Source organism: Paenibacillus sp. ICGEB2008 (assembly GCF_000307675.1).
Lineage (GTDB): Bacteria > Bacillota > Bacilli > Paenibacillales > Paenibacillaceae > Paenibacillus > Paenibacillus polymyxa.
Genome location: NZ_AMQU01000023.1, coordinates 126589 through 142792 on the forward strand (window position 1 = coordinate 126589; position 16204 = coordinate 142792).

Sequence of the window (16204 nt, forward strand, 5' to 3'; positions counted from 1 at the left end):
ATCGTTTCGAAGCTAAATCCTTTTTGGAAAATAAGCCTGATGGGCATAACCTATTTTGCCCGGTGGACCGTCAGGTTGACCCGATTCGTCTCACACATAAATGTGGAGAGATGAACAGGCTCATCGTTTGCATCAAAAGCAATCTTCAATATCCGGAATAAGTTCGCCCCGATATCACATTCCAGAAATTTCGCATAATCTTTAGTCGCACCGATCACATCAATGATCTTGTCATTGCTCACGATCTCGGTGTTATAATCCTCCGCCAGAATCTTGTAAGTCGATTCTTTCATTGCGATCTTTTTTTCCAAATCCGGAAACCGGGTCAGTGAATAATGGGCTATATCATAAAAAAGCGGGCGGTCATCTACATACATCAAGCGTTCAAGCTCCAACACAGGGCTGCCTTCTTCAATAAGAAGATGTCCAGCCACCTCTTCAGATGCCGGGATTACTTCGCTTCTTAATATCCGTGAGTTTGGAATCATGCCCAGCTGGTGGCTGAACTCTGAGAAACCGCTTACGGATAACAGTTCATTATGAAATTTGTTGGAGGCTACAAAGGTGCCTCTACGAGGAATTCGCGTCAGGGTTCCTTCCCGCACGAGCTCCTCAATTGCTTTCCGTATAGTGATTCGGCTTACACTATAAGTATCACAGAGTTCTGCTTCGGTTGGAATCTGTTCATCCGGTTTGTATCGTCCGTCCTGGATATCGTTCTTCAACATTTGCCTGATCTGCATGTACAGCGGCTGCGGGGTTGAAGGATTCAAATTCATGGTAAATTCATCCTTATCCATCAATGATTATAATAAGTATTATACATTGATGATCATCTCCAGTCACCATGCACCGAAATAACCTATCGTCTTCCCAGCTGTAATTGTCCCAAGCTCCAGGCAGTCCTCCGCTGAAAGCCCTTTCAATCGGCCGTAAAGGAACCCGGCAATGAAGGAATCCCCAGCTCCCATCGTATCCACGACGTTCACCTTACCCACGCCGTGCGGAAAGAATTGTTCCCCATCGTAAGCAAGCGAACCGTTCTCCCCCAAGGTAGCTACAGCAATCTGCGCTCCTCTTTGCTTGACCTCTACCAAAAGTTGGCGGATATAATCATCATCCTGAGTGTACGAAAAGAATGGATAGTCTACATAGGGCGTTAACGTTTGTACCCGATCATCCTGCAACTGATCCGAGAAATCAAAGGAAGTGATCAGGCCCTTTTCCTTAAAGAGAGGAAAGTACGGATCGGCATGGCCCCATATCCCTGAGTGGACAAGCTGATAATTGACAGCAAAATCGATCTCTTCTGCTGTAAGGAAAAACTGTGCCATAACTCCCTCGTCGTATTCGCCGAACCTCCGGTCATTCTCCACCATCTCCACGTGGGTTACCGCTGTTTTTCCGTCCTTTTTTAAAATTCGGGAAGTATCCACACCCTTGTCCTGAATAGCCTGGATCATGATCTCCCCATAAATGTCGGTGCCCACCCAGCCCAGATAGGCCGTCTTTGCACCCATTTCAGTTAAATAGACGGCAACATTCACCGGATTGCCTCCAGGATAGGCTTTGCCGCTTGCTTGATAGACATCCATGCAATTATCCCCGACTGTAATGATTCTCATCTTGCTCCCGCCTTCCCTGCTATTAAAGAATGAGCACTACGAAGTAGTGCTCAAATCAAATGCATCAATATAGAATGAACTAAGGCTGCGTATCTTAATATTCCATTTGGCGATAGTATCTTCTAAGTGTTAACGGATGATTTCTCTCACGCTCCAGGTAGGCGCTGATACGGCTTAGTACAGACCAGTTGATACTTACGGCAAAATGCTTTCTGAACTCCTCGCTAATGCCTTCCATGGCAAAGTCTTTGGTATCAATAATGGTCAGCTTCTTCGTAATCTTCTCAGCGAATCTTTCCACCCGATCCATTAGAGGTCTTGTCTCATCTTCGCCTTTCAGCAGAATAACACTGGTATCTTCAACCACAAGCTCAAGCGTGCCATGGAAGAATTCCGCCGCATGAATCGACTTCGCATGAATCCACTGCATTTCTTCCAGGATACACATCGCGTAGGAGTACGTGTTCCCCCACAGGTTGCCGGAGCCAACCATCATATGATAGTCAGTATCTTTATGTTCTTTTGCAAAAGCTTCCGCTTTAGGGTCAAAGGTTTTGACTGCGTCCAGAATCGCACGCGGCAATAAGGCAACTTCCTTCGTGAACTGTTCATATTGAGGGAACTCATTGTTGTTATACATGAACCGGAACACAACCATGTACAGGAGCATGAAGAATGTATCGAAGGAATGTTTCTCCGAGCCGGTTGTGATACAGTGATCTACAATTTTGGTTAATGGAGTATCCCTTTCTGCCACAAGTGCAATCGTAGTCGCTCCCCGTTCCTTACAGAACTCGGCTGCCGCAACAGTCTCCTGCGTGGTTCCCGACACAGACGTAAAAATACATACGGAATCCTTACTGAAATGTCTGTTGTTCATCACCATAAACTCAGCAGCAATCGCCGCATGCACATCGATGGTCGAGCTTGATTTCAGAATATACTCATAAGGATACATCATCGCAATTGTGCCACCCGCACCAATCAGAAAAATATTGCTGTACCCTTTCTTGGCAATCCCGTCTACAATCTCTTCAATTTGTCCTCTAAAGGCCAGGCCCTCTTGTTCCACAAGCTTAAGGAATAACTGTTCGTCAAAATTCAACATTTACGTTCCCTCCCTATACTGGATCGGTTCCTCTCCAATATCATCCATTTTTATTTATTATATATAGTATCATAACCAGACAGTACAATTATAACAACTATTTTTGTAAAATCTGAAGGAAATCAGCGAGTCAGCATCGGCCCCCTTCAGTTCATCCGGACTAAGTCACTATATTACTACTGTCATGACTGCTTTTAGATCCATACTTCTTCTCCCAGTAGTAATACACAGGCAACCCCGTTGCGATGACTATCGCCGCGGCAATCATGCCCTGCACTGGAGCCCACGTAAAGGTTCCCCAAGCCAGCCATCCTGCCCCAAGGATAGCCAGGATAGTAGTTACTCTCCACATTGGCATGCGGTAAATCGGGTTATAATCCTCTCTCTTACGGCATTTATAGACCGCGGCAAAGTCCAGAATGTTAATGACCAGCTGAATCAGCGTGAAATAACCCAGCAGTTCGGTTAAATTGCTGAAGAACACAAGAATACAGGCCAACGTAACCTGAGCAATAATCGAAAAGCTTGGTGTTTCGAATTTGGGATGAACTTTCGCAAAACGCTGAAAGAACAGCCCATCCTTCGCCATGGCATACTCCAGGCGAGGCTGAAACATAATGCAAGAACTCAAGGAACCCAGGATAACAATAATCGCGGTAACAGCTACAAAAGATGAGGCCATGCCGGATAATCCGGGGATGTACTTGACGGCGTCGGACACAGCGGAGCTGGAACCCATCAGTTTATCGAACGGCATTAGGCCGGTGACACATACCGCAAGCAGCGTATATAAACCCAATACAATCAGTACCGAACTAATTAAGGCCCGAGGGAGAACTTTCCCTGGATTTTTGAATTCTCCAGCCATAAAACAAATGGCGGCCATTCCCGTGTAAGCCCACGTCGTGGCAGATACGCCACCAATTAAGCTTGAACTTGTCGCTCCTGCGACGGGCGTGTAAGCAAAGTTGTCAAAGTTCATATACATGAGGCCCAGCACAATGACAATCAGGAAAGGGATGATTTTGATAGCCGTAATAATGACCTGAAAACTACCGCCTGCCTTAACACTACGGTAATGGATGGACGTGATGATCAGAATGATCGCTACTCCTAGCAGTTTACCGGCAATTCCAACGAAGAAAGGGAAGAAGCTCGCCAGGTATGCAACAATGGCCAGAGCCATAATTGAAATGGACGGAGGATCGAGGGCCCAGAAGGTTGCCCATCCGTATAGAAAAGCCAAAGGCCTCCATCCTGCTTTATTCAAGTATACGTAACCGCTTCCATTTTGCGGGTAGGCAGTCGCCAACTCAGCCAGCACCATGACCTGAGGAATCGCAATAACTCCACCAATAATCCAGGCTAGAATTGAGATCGAAGGCATACCCGCAGCTTTTGCGACATCACCGGAAGAGACGAAGATTCCGGAACCTACCGTAGTTCCAACAGCGATGGCTAGGGCCGACCAAAAGCCCAGTTTTCGTGTAAGAGAGTCATTACTCATAACGAGTTCCTCCAAATCAAGGTGATAAGACTTCCATTCCCCTTATTTTCCTGACTGATTCCCTAAGTACTTCCTGTGGATTCTGATAATAATTGAACCCCATAATCTCTAGTGTACAAGCTCCCTCGTAATGATGGCTCTGAAGACTGGTTAGATATTCCCGCCAATTCAGCACCCCATCATCCAGAGCAAGATGCGCATCAGACAAGCCGTCACCGTCAATCAGGTGGAAATGAACCATCTCCGCAAGTAGGGAGAAATAATCTTCGGGTGTCTCGTTAGCGAGCTGCATCGCTACGGTGTCGATCATCCCTTTTAATGACGGAGAACGGATCTCCTCCAGCATCCTCTTGATTCCCTTAGCATCGATAATTAGATTCGATTCGAATCGGGTCAGAGGTTCCAACGCTAAAGTCACCCCTTCCTTCTCCGCCACCCTGGATATCTGATAGATGGAGTCGCTTGCATATTTCCATGATTCCAATTGTGATACAGCGAAGTCCCCTATTCCTGAAGTCACAAGCATCATATTGGTCTCCAGCTCCAGAGCCGCGTACAGATTATCTATGAAGTATACGATACTCTTCTGCCGCAGTTGGGAATCGGAAGCAGCAATATTGAAGGGATAGACACACTGTTCCGGCGTATAACAGACGACCTTCATGTCTCGGGATTTCAGTTGCTGCCTTATGTGCCTCAAGTTGCCAAGAACATTCCGATAGACGTATAAATGAGGCTCGCCCGCCCACAACTCGATGTGCTCGATCCCGAGTTCAGTCACGTGATCTAGGAAGTGCTCGAAAGGAAAATGCCTATACGTAATATTCATTCCCGCAATCTTCATTTGCTTCACCCCCTCTCATGTAAGCGCTTTAATTTGTTATGTCTTGTATTATAACTAAGGGTTACAAAGATTTCAATGCCTTTTTAAAAATAAATAAAAGCCATTCAGCCGGTTCTTAATGTGGGTTGCTCAGCTCCTATAGGGGCAAAAAAAAGCAAGCCTCAACGAGTACATTTGCTCGTTTGGCTTACTTATCATCCCCCTTATACCTTACACTTGAGATGTGGGGCGAATTACGATCTCGTTCACATCAACGTCAACCGGCTGCTCGATCGCGTACGCAATGGCACGGGCAATCGCCTCCGGTGGCATTGCGAACTGGTCACGAGACTCTTCGAGCCGGGTCCTCACCTCCAGATTCGTCACACCTTCAGCGAAATTCGTCCGAACCAAACCGGGTGAAATGATCGTTACCCGCACCTTATCACCGGCTTCCTGTCGCAAACCCTCGGAGATGGCGCGGACAGCGAATTTCGTGGCAGAATACACAGACTGGTTCGGTACAGTTTTATGTCCCGCTGTAGAAGCAATATTGACGAAATGTCCGGAACCCAGCTTGCGAAAGACAGGCAGTGCTGCGGCGATACCGTACAAAACACCTTTAATGTTGACGTCGATCATGTTCTCCCAATCCTCTACGCGTAAGTCGTCAAGGGGAGAAACCGGCATCACGCCGGCATTGTTCACGAGAACGTCAATCGTGCCGAATCGCTCACATGCCAAATGGATGAGCTTGTTTACGTCCTCCCGCCGTCTGACGTCTGTGCTAGCATACACGACTTCACCCCCAGCCTCCGCGATACGGGCCGCAAGAGCTTCAAGGCGATCAGGTCGTCGTGCCCCAAGTACGACTTTTGCCCCATGCTCAGCCAGTAAAAGCGTAGTCGCTTCACCAATCCCACTGCTTGCACCCGTAATAACAACAACTTTATCTTTGATTCCGGACAAGGTTGTATTCTGGATTAATCTCATAGTCGAATCCTTCTTTCATCTGGAAATTGTCTTTCGCCTTGAATTATAAGAAATATCAAAATAAAGCAGGTAGACGATTCATACGCGTTCCTTGCCTAATCCTGTCTAGTTTGAGTTACAATATTCATATCAGCTTAAATGAAAAAGGATTGGTGAATAAGTTTGAACCAACTCATTACGGAGTTAGCTAAGCAAATTGCACGGCATACGTCTACGGACGGTTTACACCAAACTGCGATTCCAGAGCTTTGTTTCAGGCGCACATCCGCGGAAACGGAACCGACGCATACCCTCAACATGCCCTCTCTTTACGTAATTGCCCAAGGCTCTAAAACCGTCACATTTGTTGGGGAAAGCTTCATATGCGATTCGTCCAGTTATATGGTCGCATCCGTACATCTACCAGTGATTGGGAAAATTACTCATGCTTCTCCGCAGTTGCCGTACCTAAGTTTACAATTAACACGTAGCCCTGATGTCATTATAGATATAAGCAAGAAATCTAGTTCACAGAAAAAGGGAGACACAGGAAGGGGCATTTTGGTTAATCCGTCCACTTCCTTTCTGTTAGATGCGATTCTACGCCTCGTCAATCTTTTAGATTCACCCACGGATATCGAGATACTAGCTCCACTCTACATCCGGGAGATATTTTATCGTGTGCTGGAGGGAGAGCAAGGAGCGCTCCTCAGGCAGTTCGTTGTGATCGGAAGCTATGCACAAGGTATTTCAAATGCAATACATGTAATCAATCGTGACTATTCTGAACAGTTAGTCATTGAAGAGTTAGCAAAAAAAAGTGAACATGAACCCAACAACCTTTCACAAACATTTTAAAAGAGTAACGGGTATGAGCCCACTACAGTATCAAAAGATCATTCGATTGCAGAGCGCACGTCGGCTGATGCTCAAGGAAGGCTACGATGCTGCTACGGCAGGATTTCGCGTCGGTTACGAAAGCCCTTCCCAGTTCAACCGAGAATACGCCCGCTTATTCGGACGCCCACCGATGAGAGATATCAGTCACCTGCGTGACATAGAATTCAATATTGGCTCTGCCTTAAATAATAAATAACCCAGCGCCCTGTAACTTGGAAGTAAAGTACACCGTTAAACTAACCGGCAGTAATCCGTAACGGGTATCCTAGACCTCGGATTATAGGGTATGTCCCGTAGATAATTCCCTAACTTGTCCTCTTTCAATTCTTGCCCTGTTCCCCGTTCTTTTCCATAAACACAGGGACCAACAAACGGCGCCTACGAACCCAGGTGAACTAAAATTCTCCGTAACGTAAGCAATTTCTTTAATTAAAAAGCTCTGCCAACCATAAGGTTAGCAGAGCTCTCTATCTAATTTAATTTCGGGCAAATCTCGGAAGAAACTTGATGAATGCGGGATGTATACAATCTTTTCAAAAAGTTACACCCAACATGATTTAAGGATGATAACCAAAAGGATATAGAGCACCAAGATTGCTGTTGTAGAAGTCCACGCACCGCAAACAGCTGGACCTGCGCATCCACTCATAACTTTAGCCCTCCTTTATTTGTCGTCACCTTAATATATGTGTGAATACACACTGTGACTGGGCATGCAGGTAAATAGAAAGAAAATATCCCGCCACCAGTTAAGGTTAGCGAGGAGTTACTCTGCTTATGTTTAAGCTCCTCCAATGCTAACTTCGCTCCGTCACTCTCTAGCCACATCTGTTTTGCCTTGTCCCGCTCAGGACTCCGTTCTCTCGCCATGTTACACAATCACCACCCCCACGAATGTAAATGCAATTATTTTAATTTATTTAATAATATGATGTGACCTTTGGCAAAACAAAGAAAGCCCCGAACCAGAAAAGGTTGGAGCTTTCTTCCTTTGTTTGATAGCTTGGTTTAATTAAAGTTCATCTGGGGCACGGCAATAGCGGAAGTCCGCAAAAATGCCACGCGTGGCGGGCCGCTATTCAGCCGGAGGATACGCTGATAATCAGGGGGACGTTACAGTATAGCGGCCGCAGCTTCACCATATTTGGGCATTACTTCAACAATTGTTTGCTGGTTCGTACCTGCCTCTACTACAGGAGCTAAATATACACTCATTTCATCAATAAGTCCTTGCAGTTAAAATTCTAGTGCTTTCTAAATTGAAACTCCCATCCAAATTGCTATCTGAGCGTCAGCACCAACTCCATCAGTCCACTATTTGTAGCGGGTTGAGTTTTTCTAATTGATTACTATCGATATTCTTTCTCATCTCCAGTATTTCCACTGTACCTATGGGCATGAGGAATTCTACCGTTTACTGTTGTATACCCTTCAAAATGATGGTAATGCCCGCCACCAGTCAAGGGAATAGCTGGTCCTGTAGTTCCTCTAATTAAATGCGTATGTTGATCGTTAAATGATGTTTCTGCATAATAATTATGAACATGCGGAACACCACTTGGAGCTGGTTCTGTTACCCCAGCGTAATGATGGTAGTGTCCCACATCAAGTGATGTATTCCCTTTAAAAGGATGTACGTGAACATTAACTGGTCTACCATCCCACGAACTAATAAAAAGCTTATGCGAATGGTTAGAACCGGAATCACCGGAATGAACAACAAAACCTGTTATTGGTATTTCCATCAGTAGCCTCCTCTCTTTATCAACTGCCGTATACTATGAAAGAGGTAGTGTAAATGTTCAAAAGGTTATTGGGGTTGGTTTCCACTATTCGGGTGGGTGGCTAATAGGCTGTCAGAGCGTGTGCATGCCCTCTCTCTGTTCTCTTCTGCACTCCTTCCGGCATTCCCATGTAACGGAAAGAGCACTCAAAATGGCTTACATCCTGTCGAATAAATGCAAAAGAAAAAGCACTCCGTTTAGAGTGCTCACTTTATTTTACATACAAATTGAACCGGCCAATCCTATTTGTGAGATGTTAGCTGCATTATTTGATATCATATAGAACTTCCCATTTTGGAAAACTAGATAGGTGAAGTCTCCATAAGTTGAGTTTTGAGGGTTAGTCTCGGGTGATACAGAATGTATAAAGACTCTACAAACTCTTTGCCCACTATTAAGTGTAAAGTCAACCGTTTGATTTATAAACGAGGCCACTTGATTTGGATTTAGTAGATACGTCGGTCCTCCTAACCCACGTTTCCCACTTTGTCTATTCTGATTTGCATTCTTCATTTTACCCACTCCCTCAGGAATTTTTTCGTTACGGTGTATGCTATTCAATTTTCCCTTAGGCGTTAATGCATAGTTAATATTTGTGTTTTAGCCCAGTTTTGGAATCCTTATCTGGCCGCTGCTCAAGCCGATGCTTATCTGCATCCATGTCTTTCCTTCATCGCGACACCGTCGTCATGTTGTTGTTCTTCTTGCTGACCGTTTACTGGCTCCCCATCTTTCGGCGGTACCGTATTGACTTTGCTTTTGCGCTATTCATTCCACTTGGCAGCCATTGGTGCAACCCGCTTTCGGTATTCATCCACCATAAGAGAACGTTAGAAAAATGCTCGCTCCAACAAAAAGCGCGACCTCCAAAAAGCCTGGAAGCCGCGCTGCACTTGAATTTTATAAGATGCTGGTGAAGGGAATTGAACCCCCGGTCTACGCATTACGAGTGCGTTCCGATACAGTTCCCATTAGTACCCACATACCCCCAAAGTCTGTAATTATTGAATTACGTTCGCCCTAATGCTCTCCAAAGTCCCCTTCTCGTCTCCTGCGAGCATGATGTTCTTTTGATTGTAATCCCAGCCCTCCAGATGACGATATCCCGTAGTATAGTTATCCGCCCCCATAAACCTAACTATTATGTCCTCTGTACGCTTCCACTTCTTTATCTCCAGCTCCTTAATAGATGGCATCTTACGGCTGTCTGCTGAAAGCTTGTAGTCTGAACGACGACGTTAAGCTAACGGGCCTCTCCACAATATAAACATAGTTACAATGGATTGGTATGCGACCATCTTTTGACAAGAACAGTACATATAAACTGTGGAATAGCAGCATATTACAGTTGACCGACATCTAGAAGGGAACTATATGGCATGGTTGACAAGTTAAAAAAATGGCTGTTTAAACAGCCTTCACGATCTAAAAATGGCATGAACTCTGAACCAGTTAATGACGAAAAATCGACTGAGTTATTCGAAGAGCTGAGTGGCACGCTTAAGGACAACGTGACCATGCTGAAGCAGAAAATAGGACATAGCACGGATTTCATTCTTCGTTGTTTGAACGATAAACAGGGCAATCCGGTTCTCGCTGTAGGTTTTCTTCAAGGCTTGATTGATCAGCAAATTTTAACGACACTGCTGGAGGAGCTCACTGCAGGTATTCGAAATGGGGATCTCTCTGATCGTAATGTTGAAAGTTGGTTGATGGATCGTATTCCTATTGGGGGCATCACTTGCCTTGAAAATGAGAAAGCACTTATCCATGCCGTTCTTTATGGACAGGTGGCTCTCCTTGTCGAAGGAAGCACCAAGGCCTTTGCTGCTTCTATCAGCGGGGGGGCTAAAAGAGCGGTTGAGGAGCCAACATCGCAGACAGTAATTCGCGGCCCTAAAGAGGGGTTTACGGAGGATATATCCACCAATATTGCACTCCTCCGGAGAAGGATCAAATCAACTGAACTCCACTTTGATTCTCGAATTATCGGATCATACACGCAGACGAAGGTATCGGTGGCATATATTCGAGGCATTGCAGAACCAGAGGTAGTTAAGGAAATCTCCAGACGATTAGATTCCATCAACACTGATAGTATTCTCGAAAGTGGATATATCGAGGAATTTATTCAAGATGGGGTATGGACACCCTTTCCAACCATATATAACACTGAGCGCCCGGATACTGTTGCAGGCAGCTTGCTCGAAGGGTTAGTAGCGATATTGGTTGATGGGACTCCATTTGTACTGATTGCTCCCGTAACCTTATTTCGGTTCATCGCATCCAGTGAAGACTACTACCAACGTTATGATCTGGCATCTTTTCTTCGAATCGTTCGGATGGCATCCTTTTTCTTGGCATTGCTATTACCCTCATTCTTTATTGCAACAACTACGTTTCACCAGGAAATGCTGCCTACAACAATGCTCATCACTTTGGCTGCACAGAGAGAGAATACACCATTGCCAGCCCTGCTTGAAGCATTGCTAATGGAGCTGACCTTCGAGGTTATTCGCGAAGCAGGAGTACGAATGCCGCGCGCCGTAGGGCCTGCAATCTCTATCGTTGGGGCATTGGTTCTTGGACAAGCTGCTGTACAGGCGGGATTGGTTTCCGCAGCTATGGTGATTGTGGTTTCATTCACAGCTATCTGCAACTTTGTACTACCTGCGATCAATATGGCGGGAGCTGTTCGTTTGCTCAGGTTTGGACTCATGCTGTTAGCGGGTTTATTTGGATTATACGGCGTTTTGGCGGGCTTGGTTCCCATCCTCGTTCGATTAGTATCTGTGAATTCGTTCGGCATTCCTTATATGATGCCGCTCGCACCTTTCTATACGAGCAATATGAAAGACCTGTTTGTGCGTGTACCTTGGTGGAAGATGAAGAAACGGCCGGAAATGATTGGGGATGTCAATCCAGTAAGACAGGCAACGGAACAGGAATCATTTGCAGAACAGGCGGGGGAACACGGCCGAGATCCCATGGCGTAAGGAGGAACCGATATGTCCCAATTAGGCAGGTTTATTTTTGCTTTGGTCATATTATTCATTTTGGCGGGTTGCTGGAACCGAGTCGAACTGAATGAGCTGTGGGTAACTGCGGCTACAGGAGTAGATATGATGGACGACGGACAGTGGATGATGTCCTATCAGATTATTATTCCCTCCTCCCTTGCAAGTGGTACCGGAGGAGGAACGGGAGGGTCTTCTCAACCGGCATCCCATGTATTCTCAGTAAAGTCCAAAACCTATAACCAGGCCTTATCGTACAGCAATTTGAAAACATCAAGACAAATTTACTTAGCACATAATCGTGTTGTATTTATCGGTAAGAGAGCGGCTGAGAAAGGAATGGACCGTTTAATCGATTTTTATCTTCGTAATACAGAAGCGAGGGAGATGGTAAATATGATTATAACGGACGGACTAGCATCCGATCTATTAAAGAAATTGTTGCCGCCTGATAAACTTCAAGGCGCCGCCATGGCTGAATTGGTCGACAAAGAGAGCGATATTTTATCGGTATTTCCGAAAGTTAGGGTTTATGATTTCGTATTAAGCATGAACTCGGATTCCAAATCTATTGGAGTACCTGTCGCCGAGATGATCGGAGAAAGGGATTATCAGGATGAAAAGGAAGCAGAGAGTCTGGATGTCTTCAAAAAAACCTCGGCCCCGCTCAAGCTGGCACTGACTAAATTGGCGGTATTCCAAAAAGGAAAGCTCAAAGGGTTTCTCAACAAGGAAGAGAGTCTGGGTGTATCTTATCTGTCTCAAAAAGTTAACAACACCGAAATTTCGTTCCCATGCAGCGAACAACCCGGCAGGGAAATGTACTCTTCCATAATAGTAAACTCTGCTAATGTAAAGCTTACACCCAGAAAAACGAGTTCTCATTACACTATGCAGGTTAGAGTGAAAATTAACGGGACTTTAAATGAAACTACATGCACTAAGGATATGTCCAAGACGAAGACCATACATGATCTGGAAGAAGAGATTGCAAAAGAAGTGACCAGTACGATAAATGGGGGCTGGGCTAAACTTCAGGAACTTGGTGTAGACGCAACTGGTTTTGCTGACCGGATTCACCGGAGGTTCCCAAGGGAGTGGGAGACGGTGAAAAACAACTGGGATCAGGAATTCAAGAAGATAGAACTGGACATTCGAGTGGATGCACGGATTCAGCGTCCTGGCCTCCTACAGAAGCATATCGGAAGTCAATCCTAACCCATTTGTATAAAGGGGCTTAAACAGTATGAATAAAACCGTCACCAAGGTATCCGGGTTAGCTATCGCCTTTTCCTTGTTTCAGGTAGGCAGTACAACGTTATTCCTATTGGGAGCTAAAGCCAAGCAGGATGCATGGCTAGCCATGCTGATCGGTGCACTTGCAGGCTTCGTACTGCTTATGATGTACTTATACATGCATAAGCTTGACCCACACCGGGATTTGTACGAGCTCCTATGCCATTATTGGGGAAAATGGATAGGTAGTCTGGGGGGACTTATGTTCATCGGTTACTTTGCTTACGAAGCTTCCAGGAGTGTCAGGGACATGGGTGAGCTCGGAGCATTGACATTGCTGAACAGAACCCCTACTGAAATCATTACGTTTATAGCGTTAACTGTCTGTGCTGATGTAGTTTGGTTTGGACCGAGAGTCTGGTTCCTTCTATGTCATTTATTTCTGCTTCTGTTGGCGTTTGGTTACGGCATTCTACTAGTGCTTACTCCTTTTACAGGACTCATTCACTTTGAATTTTTGTTTCCTGTATTGGAGAACGGTTTAACCCCCGTATTGAAGGCTGCCATTCCCGAGATCGTGTCTTTTCCCTTCGGGCAGACGGTTCTTTTTCTTGTGCTTTTCAAAATCGTCACGGATAAGCGTAAATTAAAGCGGTCGATCGTCATTGCTTACTGGTTCACTGCTGTGTTCCTTATCGTAATGAATGAACTATCAGTCCTGGTTCTAGGTCCAGAATGGGCGGCATCAAGCACTTATCCCTTGTTTGAGGTTACTCAACTAATTCAACTTCCGAAGATCGTTGAGAGAGCTGATGTCCTGTTTACGATGATTCTATTTATTGGAATCGGAGTCAAAACGGCGGGTTTTATGTTTGGTGCCGTCATAGGGCTTCAAACGATAACCCCCTTTAGATATAAGCCTGCGTTACTGTTGCTAAGCATCATCATATATGCTCTTACGTTTCTCTCCCCTAGGTTAACCGAATTTTTGTGGTTCGGTCTTCATGTAGCCTTGGTTCGAGTCTGGCCTATTTTTCAGATTGTACTGCCTGTCCTCCTTTTCCTGACCATGCTAATTCGGAAGAAGAAGAAAAGGGCTTATAATTAGCAGCTGCTGTAGTCACGAACATGTTGATTTGCCGCAACGGTTGAAGTGGTCAGTAGAAATAGAAACATGCATGCCTATACCAGAGGTCAAGCATATCAGTGCACTACAGACCAGACTTCAAGAAGTTTCCTATTTTTCCCTTTGGTTAATAAGCGGGGTAAATAACCATCAACTATTGGGCTTGCGGGAAACGATGCTCAATAAGCACAAGGAGACAGCAGCGATAATTGTAGCTGTTTCTGTTCTAAAATAAAAGTAAAAGACCTTCATATCATTGAAGTGCACCAGACAGCTTATTTTGTATTATTTGTAATGCAGCATTGCTTTTAATTACACATAAATTTTTCACTTCTGGGAATCATAAATTTGTACAAGGGGTACTGTACAACATACTGTCCTTAGATTGTTCAACAAAAATCCCCGCCGACCAGTCAGGTTAGCGGGGATTTGCTTTGCTTACGTTTAAGCTCCTCCAATGGTAACTTGAGGCTGGATACGATGGTGGTGGTTAAAGGCTTGATTAGGCACAGTTACAATAAACAACAAAAAGCTAGCCGCGATAATCATAAAGGCTGTTCAGAAAACGAATTAATCTCCGCTTCAAATCGAGGAGTATATCTTCTACATCTATGCTACATTGGTTTACGGCAATTATAACATTGAGCAGATTTGATATCTTCTCGTTTTCGTTAGTCGCTGATGTCGCTACAATATATTCTAGTGTTTTTTCTAAATGGGCATATTTATATAATTAGTACTAAGTACTATTATCAAGTGTTATAATCAAGCCATAAATTTTAAATGGAGTCCACCCAGCACATAATCTCAGCAAAGGAGTACATTTATGAAATTTAATGATTTTTTTGTCGGACAAACATTTAAAACCAAGTCCATAAAGATAACTAAAGAGAATATCACGAGATTTGCAGCTGAGTTCGACCCGCAATACATGCACTTGGACGAAGATAAAGCAATGCGGGGAAGATTTAATGGAATCATCGCCTCAGGAATCCAAACGCTAGCAGTTTCTTTTAAGCTTTGGGTTGAAACAGGTATTTATGGTGACGATGTCATTGCGGGAACTGCTTTTAACAATATCAGATTTATAAAACCCGTGTACCCGGAAGATGAATTACATACAATTGTGGAGGTGACTGAGCTTAGGGAAAAACGAAGTGAAACAGGAATAGTTACTGTTTTGCTGACCACTTTTAATGACAAAGAAGAGAAAGTCTTTGAAGGTGAATTGTCTGCTTTAGTTAATAAATAAAATGAAAGGCTGTTCTATCCTTTGTTGAGGAGACACTTGATAAAGGAATCACTGCTGAACCTTCCGGATTAGATAAAAACGGTTTGGAAGAGCCACAAATTCAAAAAGTTTTAAAGTATTTTGAAAAGGTGCTTCTCATTAAAAGGGGAACACCTTTCTTACTAAATTAATATATAACGAGTGCGTTCCGGTACAGTTCCCGTTAGTATCCACATACCCCCAAAGTCTGTAATTATTGAATTACGTTCGCCCTAATGCTCTCTAAAGTCCCCTTCTCGTCCCCTGCAAGCATGATGTTCTTTTGATTGTGATCCCCCCTCCAGATGATGATATCCTGTAGTGTGGAAAAATTATCCGTACCTATAATATAGTTATCTTGCTCTAAAGCAAGCACCCTAACTTTTATATCCTCTGTGCGCTTCACCTTCACCTTCTTTATCTCTAGTTCCTTAATAGCTGGCATCCGATGTTAAGCTATACCAGCTAATAGCTTGTCAAGATTACCAGTAAAGTGATTCTAAATCATGTGGTATAGTTAAAATGAGCATGCCAAATAACCCTCCAATTTCCGTTGTGTCTTGGAAGTTTATGCCAATGATAATCTTTTAAATTGGACGAAATTCCTTTTTGTTTTTCAAGATTGCATAAAGCCAATGGATGAGCTTATTTGCACATGCGATTAGAGCTACTTTATGTGGTTTTCCTTCTGCTCTCTTGCGATCATAGAACGCTTTGAGTCGCATATTTCGGGAGCGTATAAGCCCACACTGGACAGCCATTACCAGTGCGTAACGCAACTGCCTGGAACCACGTTTCGTGATTCGGTTTCGAGTTGCTGTAAATTTACCGGAAGC

At 44.4% G+C, this 16204-nt stretch carries 16 protein-coding genes, 1 tRNA gene and 1 pseudogene; 5 read left to right on the top strand and 13 right to left on the bottom strand.

Going from position 1 to position 16204, the window contains the following annotated elements; all coding sequences use genetic code 11:
• Window positions 1-50: 50 nt before the first annotated feature.
• The 6 genes from C400_RS0120560 to C400_RS0120585 all read right to left on the bottom strand — a co-directional run bounded on the left by C400_RS0120560 (window position 51) and on the right by C400_RS0120585 (window position 6056).
• Window positions 51-779 (bottom strand): GntR family transcriptional regulator, encoded by a 729-nt coding sequence (locus C400_RS0120560; RefSeq protein WP_016819462.1) that lies wholly within the window; start codon window positions 777-779, stop codon window positions 51-53.
• Between the two features lie 63 nt (window positions 780-842).
• Window positions 843-1625 (bottom strand): fructoselysine 6-kinase, encoded by a 783-nt coding sequence (gene frlD, locus C400_RS0120565; protein WP_017428052.1) that lies wholly within the window; start codon window positions 1623-1625, stop codon window positions 843-845.
• A 94-nt stretch (window positions 1626-1719) separates the two neighbouring features.
• Window positions 1720-2733, bottom strand: a complete 1014-nt coding sequence (locus C400_RS0120570; protein ID WP_016819460.1) for an SIS domain-containing protein — start codon at window positions 2731-2733, stop codon at window positions 1720-1722.
• 160 nt (window positions 2734-2893) lie between these two features.
• Entirely contained in the window at window positions 2894-4240 is a 1347-nt protein-coding gene (locus C400_RS0120575; protein ID WP_017428053.1) for an amino acid permease, read from the bottom strand.
• A gap of 16 nt (window positions 4241-4256) precedes the next feature.
• A complete protein-coding gene (locus C400_RS0120580) occupies window positions 4257-5084 on the bottom strand; it encodes a TIM barrel protein (protein ID WP_017428054.1) in 828 nt (275 codons plus the stop codon).
• A 210-nt stretch (window positions 5085-5294) separates the two neighbouring features.
• Window positions 5295-6056, bottom strand: coding sequence for an SDR family oxidoreductase (locus C400_RS0120585; protein WP_017428055.1), 762 nt, complete (start codon window positions 6054-6056; stop codon window positions 5295-5297).
• A gap of 162 nt (window positions 6057-6218) precedes the next feature.
• Between C400_RS0120585 and C400_RS0120590 the strand changes: the two are divergent.
• A pseudogene (locus C400_RS0120590) lies at window positions 6219-7131 on the top strand (AraC family transcriptional regulator N-terminal domain-containing protein).
• Between the two features lie 345 nt (window positions 7132-7476).
• Here C400_RS0120590 and C400_RS28110 read toward each other — a convergent pair.
• From C400_RS28110 to C400_RS0120615, 5 genes are all read right to left on the bottom strand, one after another.
• Window positions 7477-7584, bottom strand: a complete 108-nt coding sequence (locus C400_RS28110) for a hypothetical protein (protein WP_017428056.1) — start codon at window positions 7582-7584, stop codon at window positions 7477-7479.
• Window positions 7581-7805, bottom strand: a complete 225-nt coding sequence (locus tag C400_RS28115; protein ID WP_017428057.1) for a phage terminase small subunit-related protein — start codon at window positions 7803-7805, stop codon at window positions 7581-7583. The genes C400_RS28110 and C400_RS28115 overlap by 4 nt, the downstream gene beginning before the upstream one ends.
• A 479-nt stretch (window positions 7806-8284) precedes the next feature.
• Window positions 8285-8680, bottom strand: a complete 396-nt coding sequence (locus C400_RS0120605) for a YmaF family protein (RefSeq protein ID WP_017428058.1) — start codon at window positions 8678-8680, stop codon at window positions 8285-8287.
• Between the two features lie 950 nt (window positions 8681-9630).
• Window positions 9631-9697 (bottom strand) — tRNA-OTHER (locus C400_RS27220).
• A 23-nt stretch (window positions 9698-9720) separates the two neighbouring features.
• On the bottom strand, window positions 9721-9915 hold the full coding sequence (locus tag C400_RS0120615; RefSeq protein ID WP_017428059.1) for a hypothetical protein: 195 nt from the start codon (window positions 9913-9915) through the stop codon (window positions 9721-9723).
• Window positions 9916-10098: 183 nt separating this feature from the next.
• Here C400_RS0120615 and C400_RS0120620 point away from each other — a divergent pair, with 183 nt between their 5' ends.
• The 4 genes from C400_RS0120620 to C400_RS0120635 all read left to right on the top strand — a co-directional run bounded on the left by C400_RS0120620 (window position 10099) and on the right by C400_RS0120635 (window position 15350).
• A complete protein-coding gene (locus C400_RS0120620; RefSeq protein ID WP_017428060.1) occupies window positions 10099-11715 on the top strand; it encodes a spore germination protein in 1617 nt (538 codons plus the stop codon).
• A 12-nt stretch (window positions 11716-11727) separates the two neighbouring features.
• A complete protein-coding gene (locus C400_RS0120625; RefSeq protein WP_017428061.1) occupies window positions 11728-12954 on the top strand; it encodes a Ger(x)C family spore germination protein in 1227 nt (408 codons plus the stop codon).
• Window positions 12955-12982: 28 nt separating this feature from the next.
• Entirely contained in the window at window positions 12983-14080 is a 1098-nt protein-coding gene (locus tag C400_RS0120630; RefSeq protein WP_017428062.1) for a GerAB/ArcD/ProY family transporter, read from the top strand.
• Window positions 14081-14924: 844 nt separating this feature from the next.
• Window positions 14925-15350 carry a MaoC family dehydratase gene (locus C400_RS0120635; RefSeq protein ID WP_017428063.1) on the top strand — a complete coding sequence of 142 codons (426 nt, stop codon included), beginning with the start codon at window positions 14925-14927 and terminating at the stop codon, window positions 15348-15350.
• Between the two features lie 232 nt (window positions 15351-15582).
• Here the strand turns inward: C400_RS0120635 and C400_RS28120 are convergent, their stop codons facing one another.
• On the bottom strand, window positions 15583-15813 hold the full coding sequence (locus C400_RS28120; RefSeq protein ID WP_017428064.1) for a hypothetical protein: 231 nt from the start codon (window positions 15811-15813) through the stop codon (window positions 15583-15585).
• Window positions 15814-15955: 142 nt separating this feature from the next.
• Window positions 15956-16204 (bottom strand): transposase (locus C400_RS27020; protein WP_017428065.1); only part of this gene is annotated, 249 nt, incomplete at its 5' end.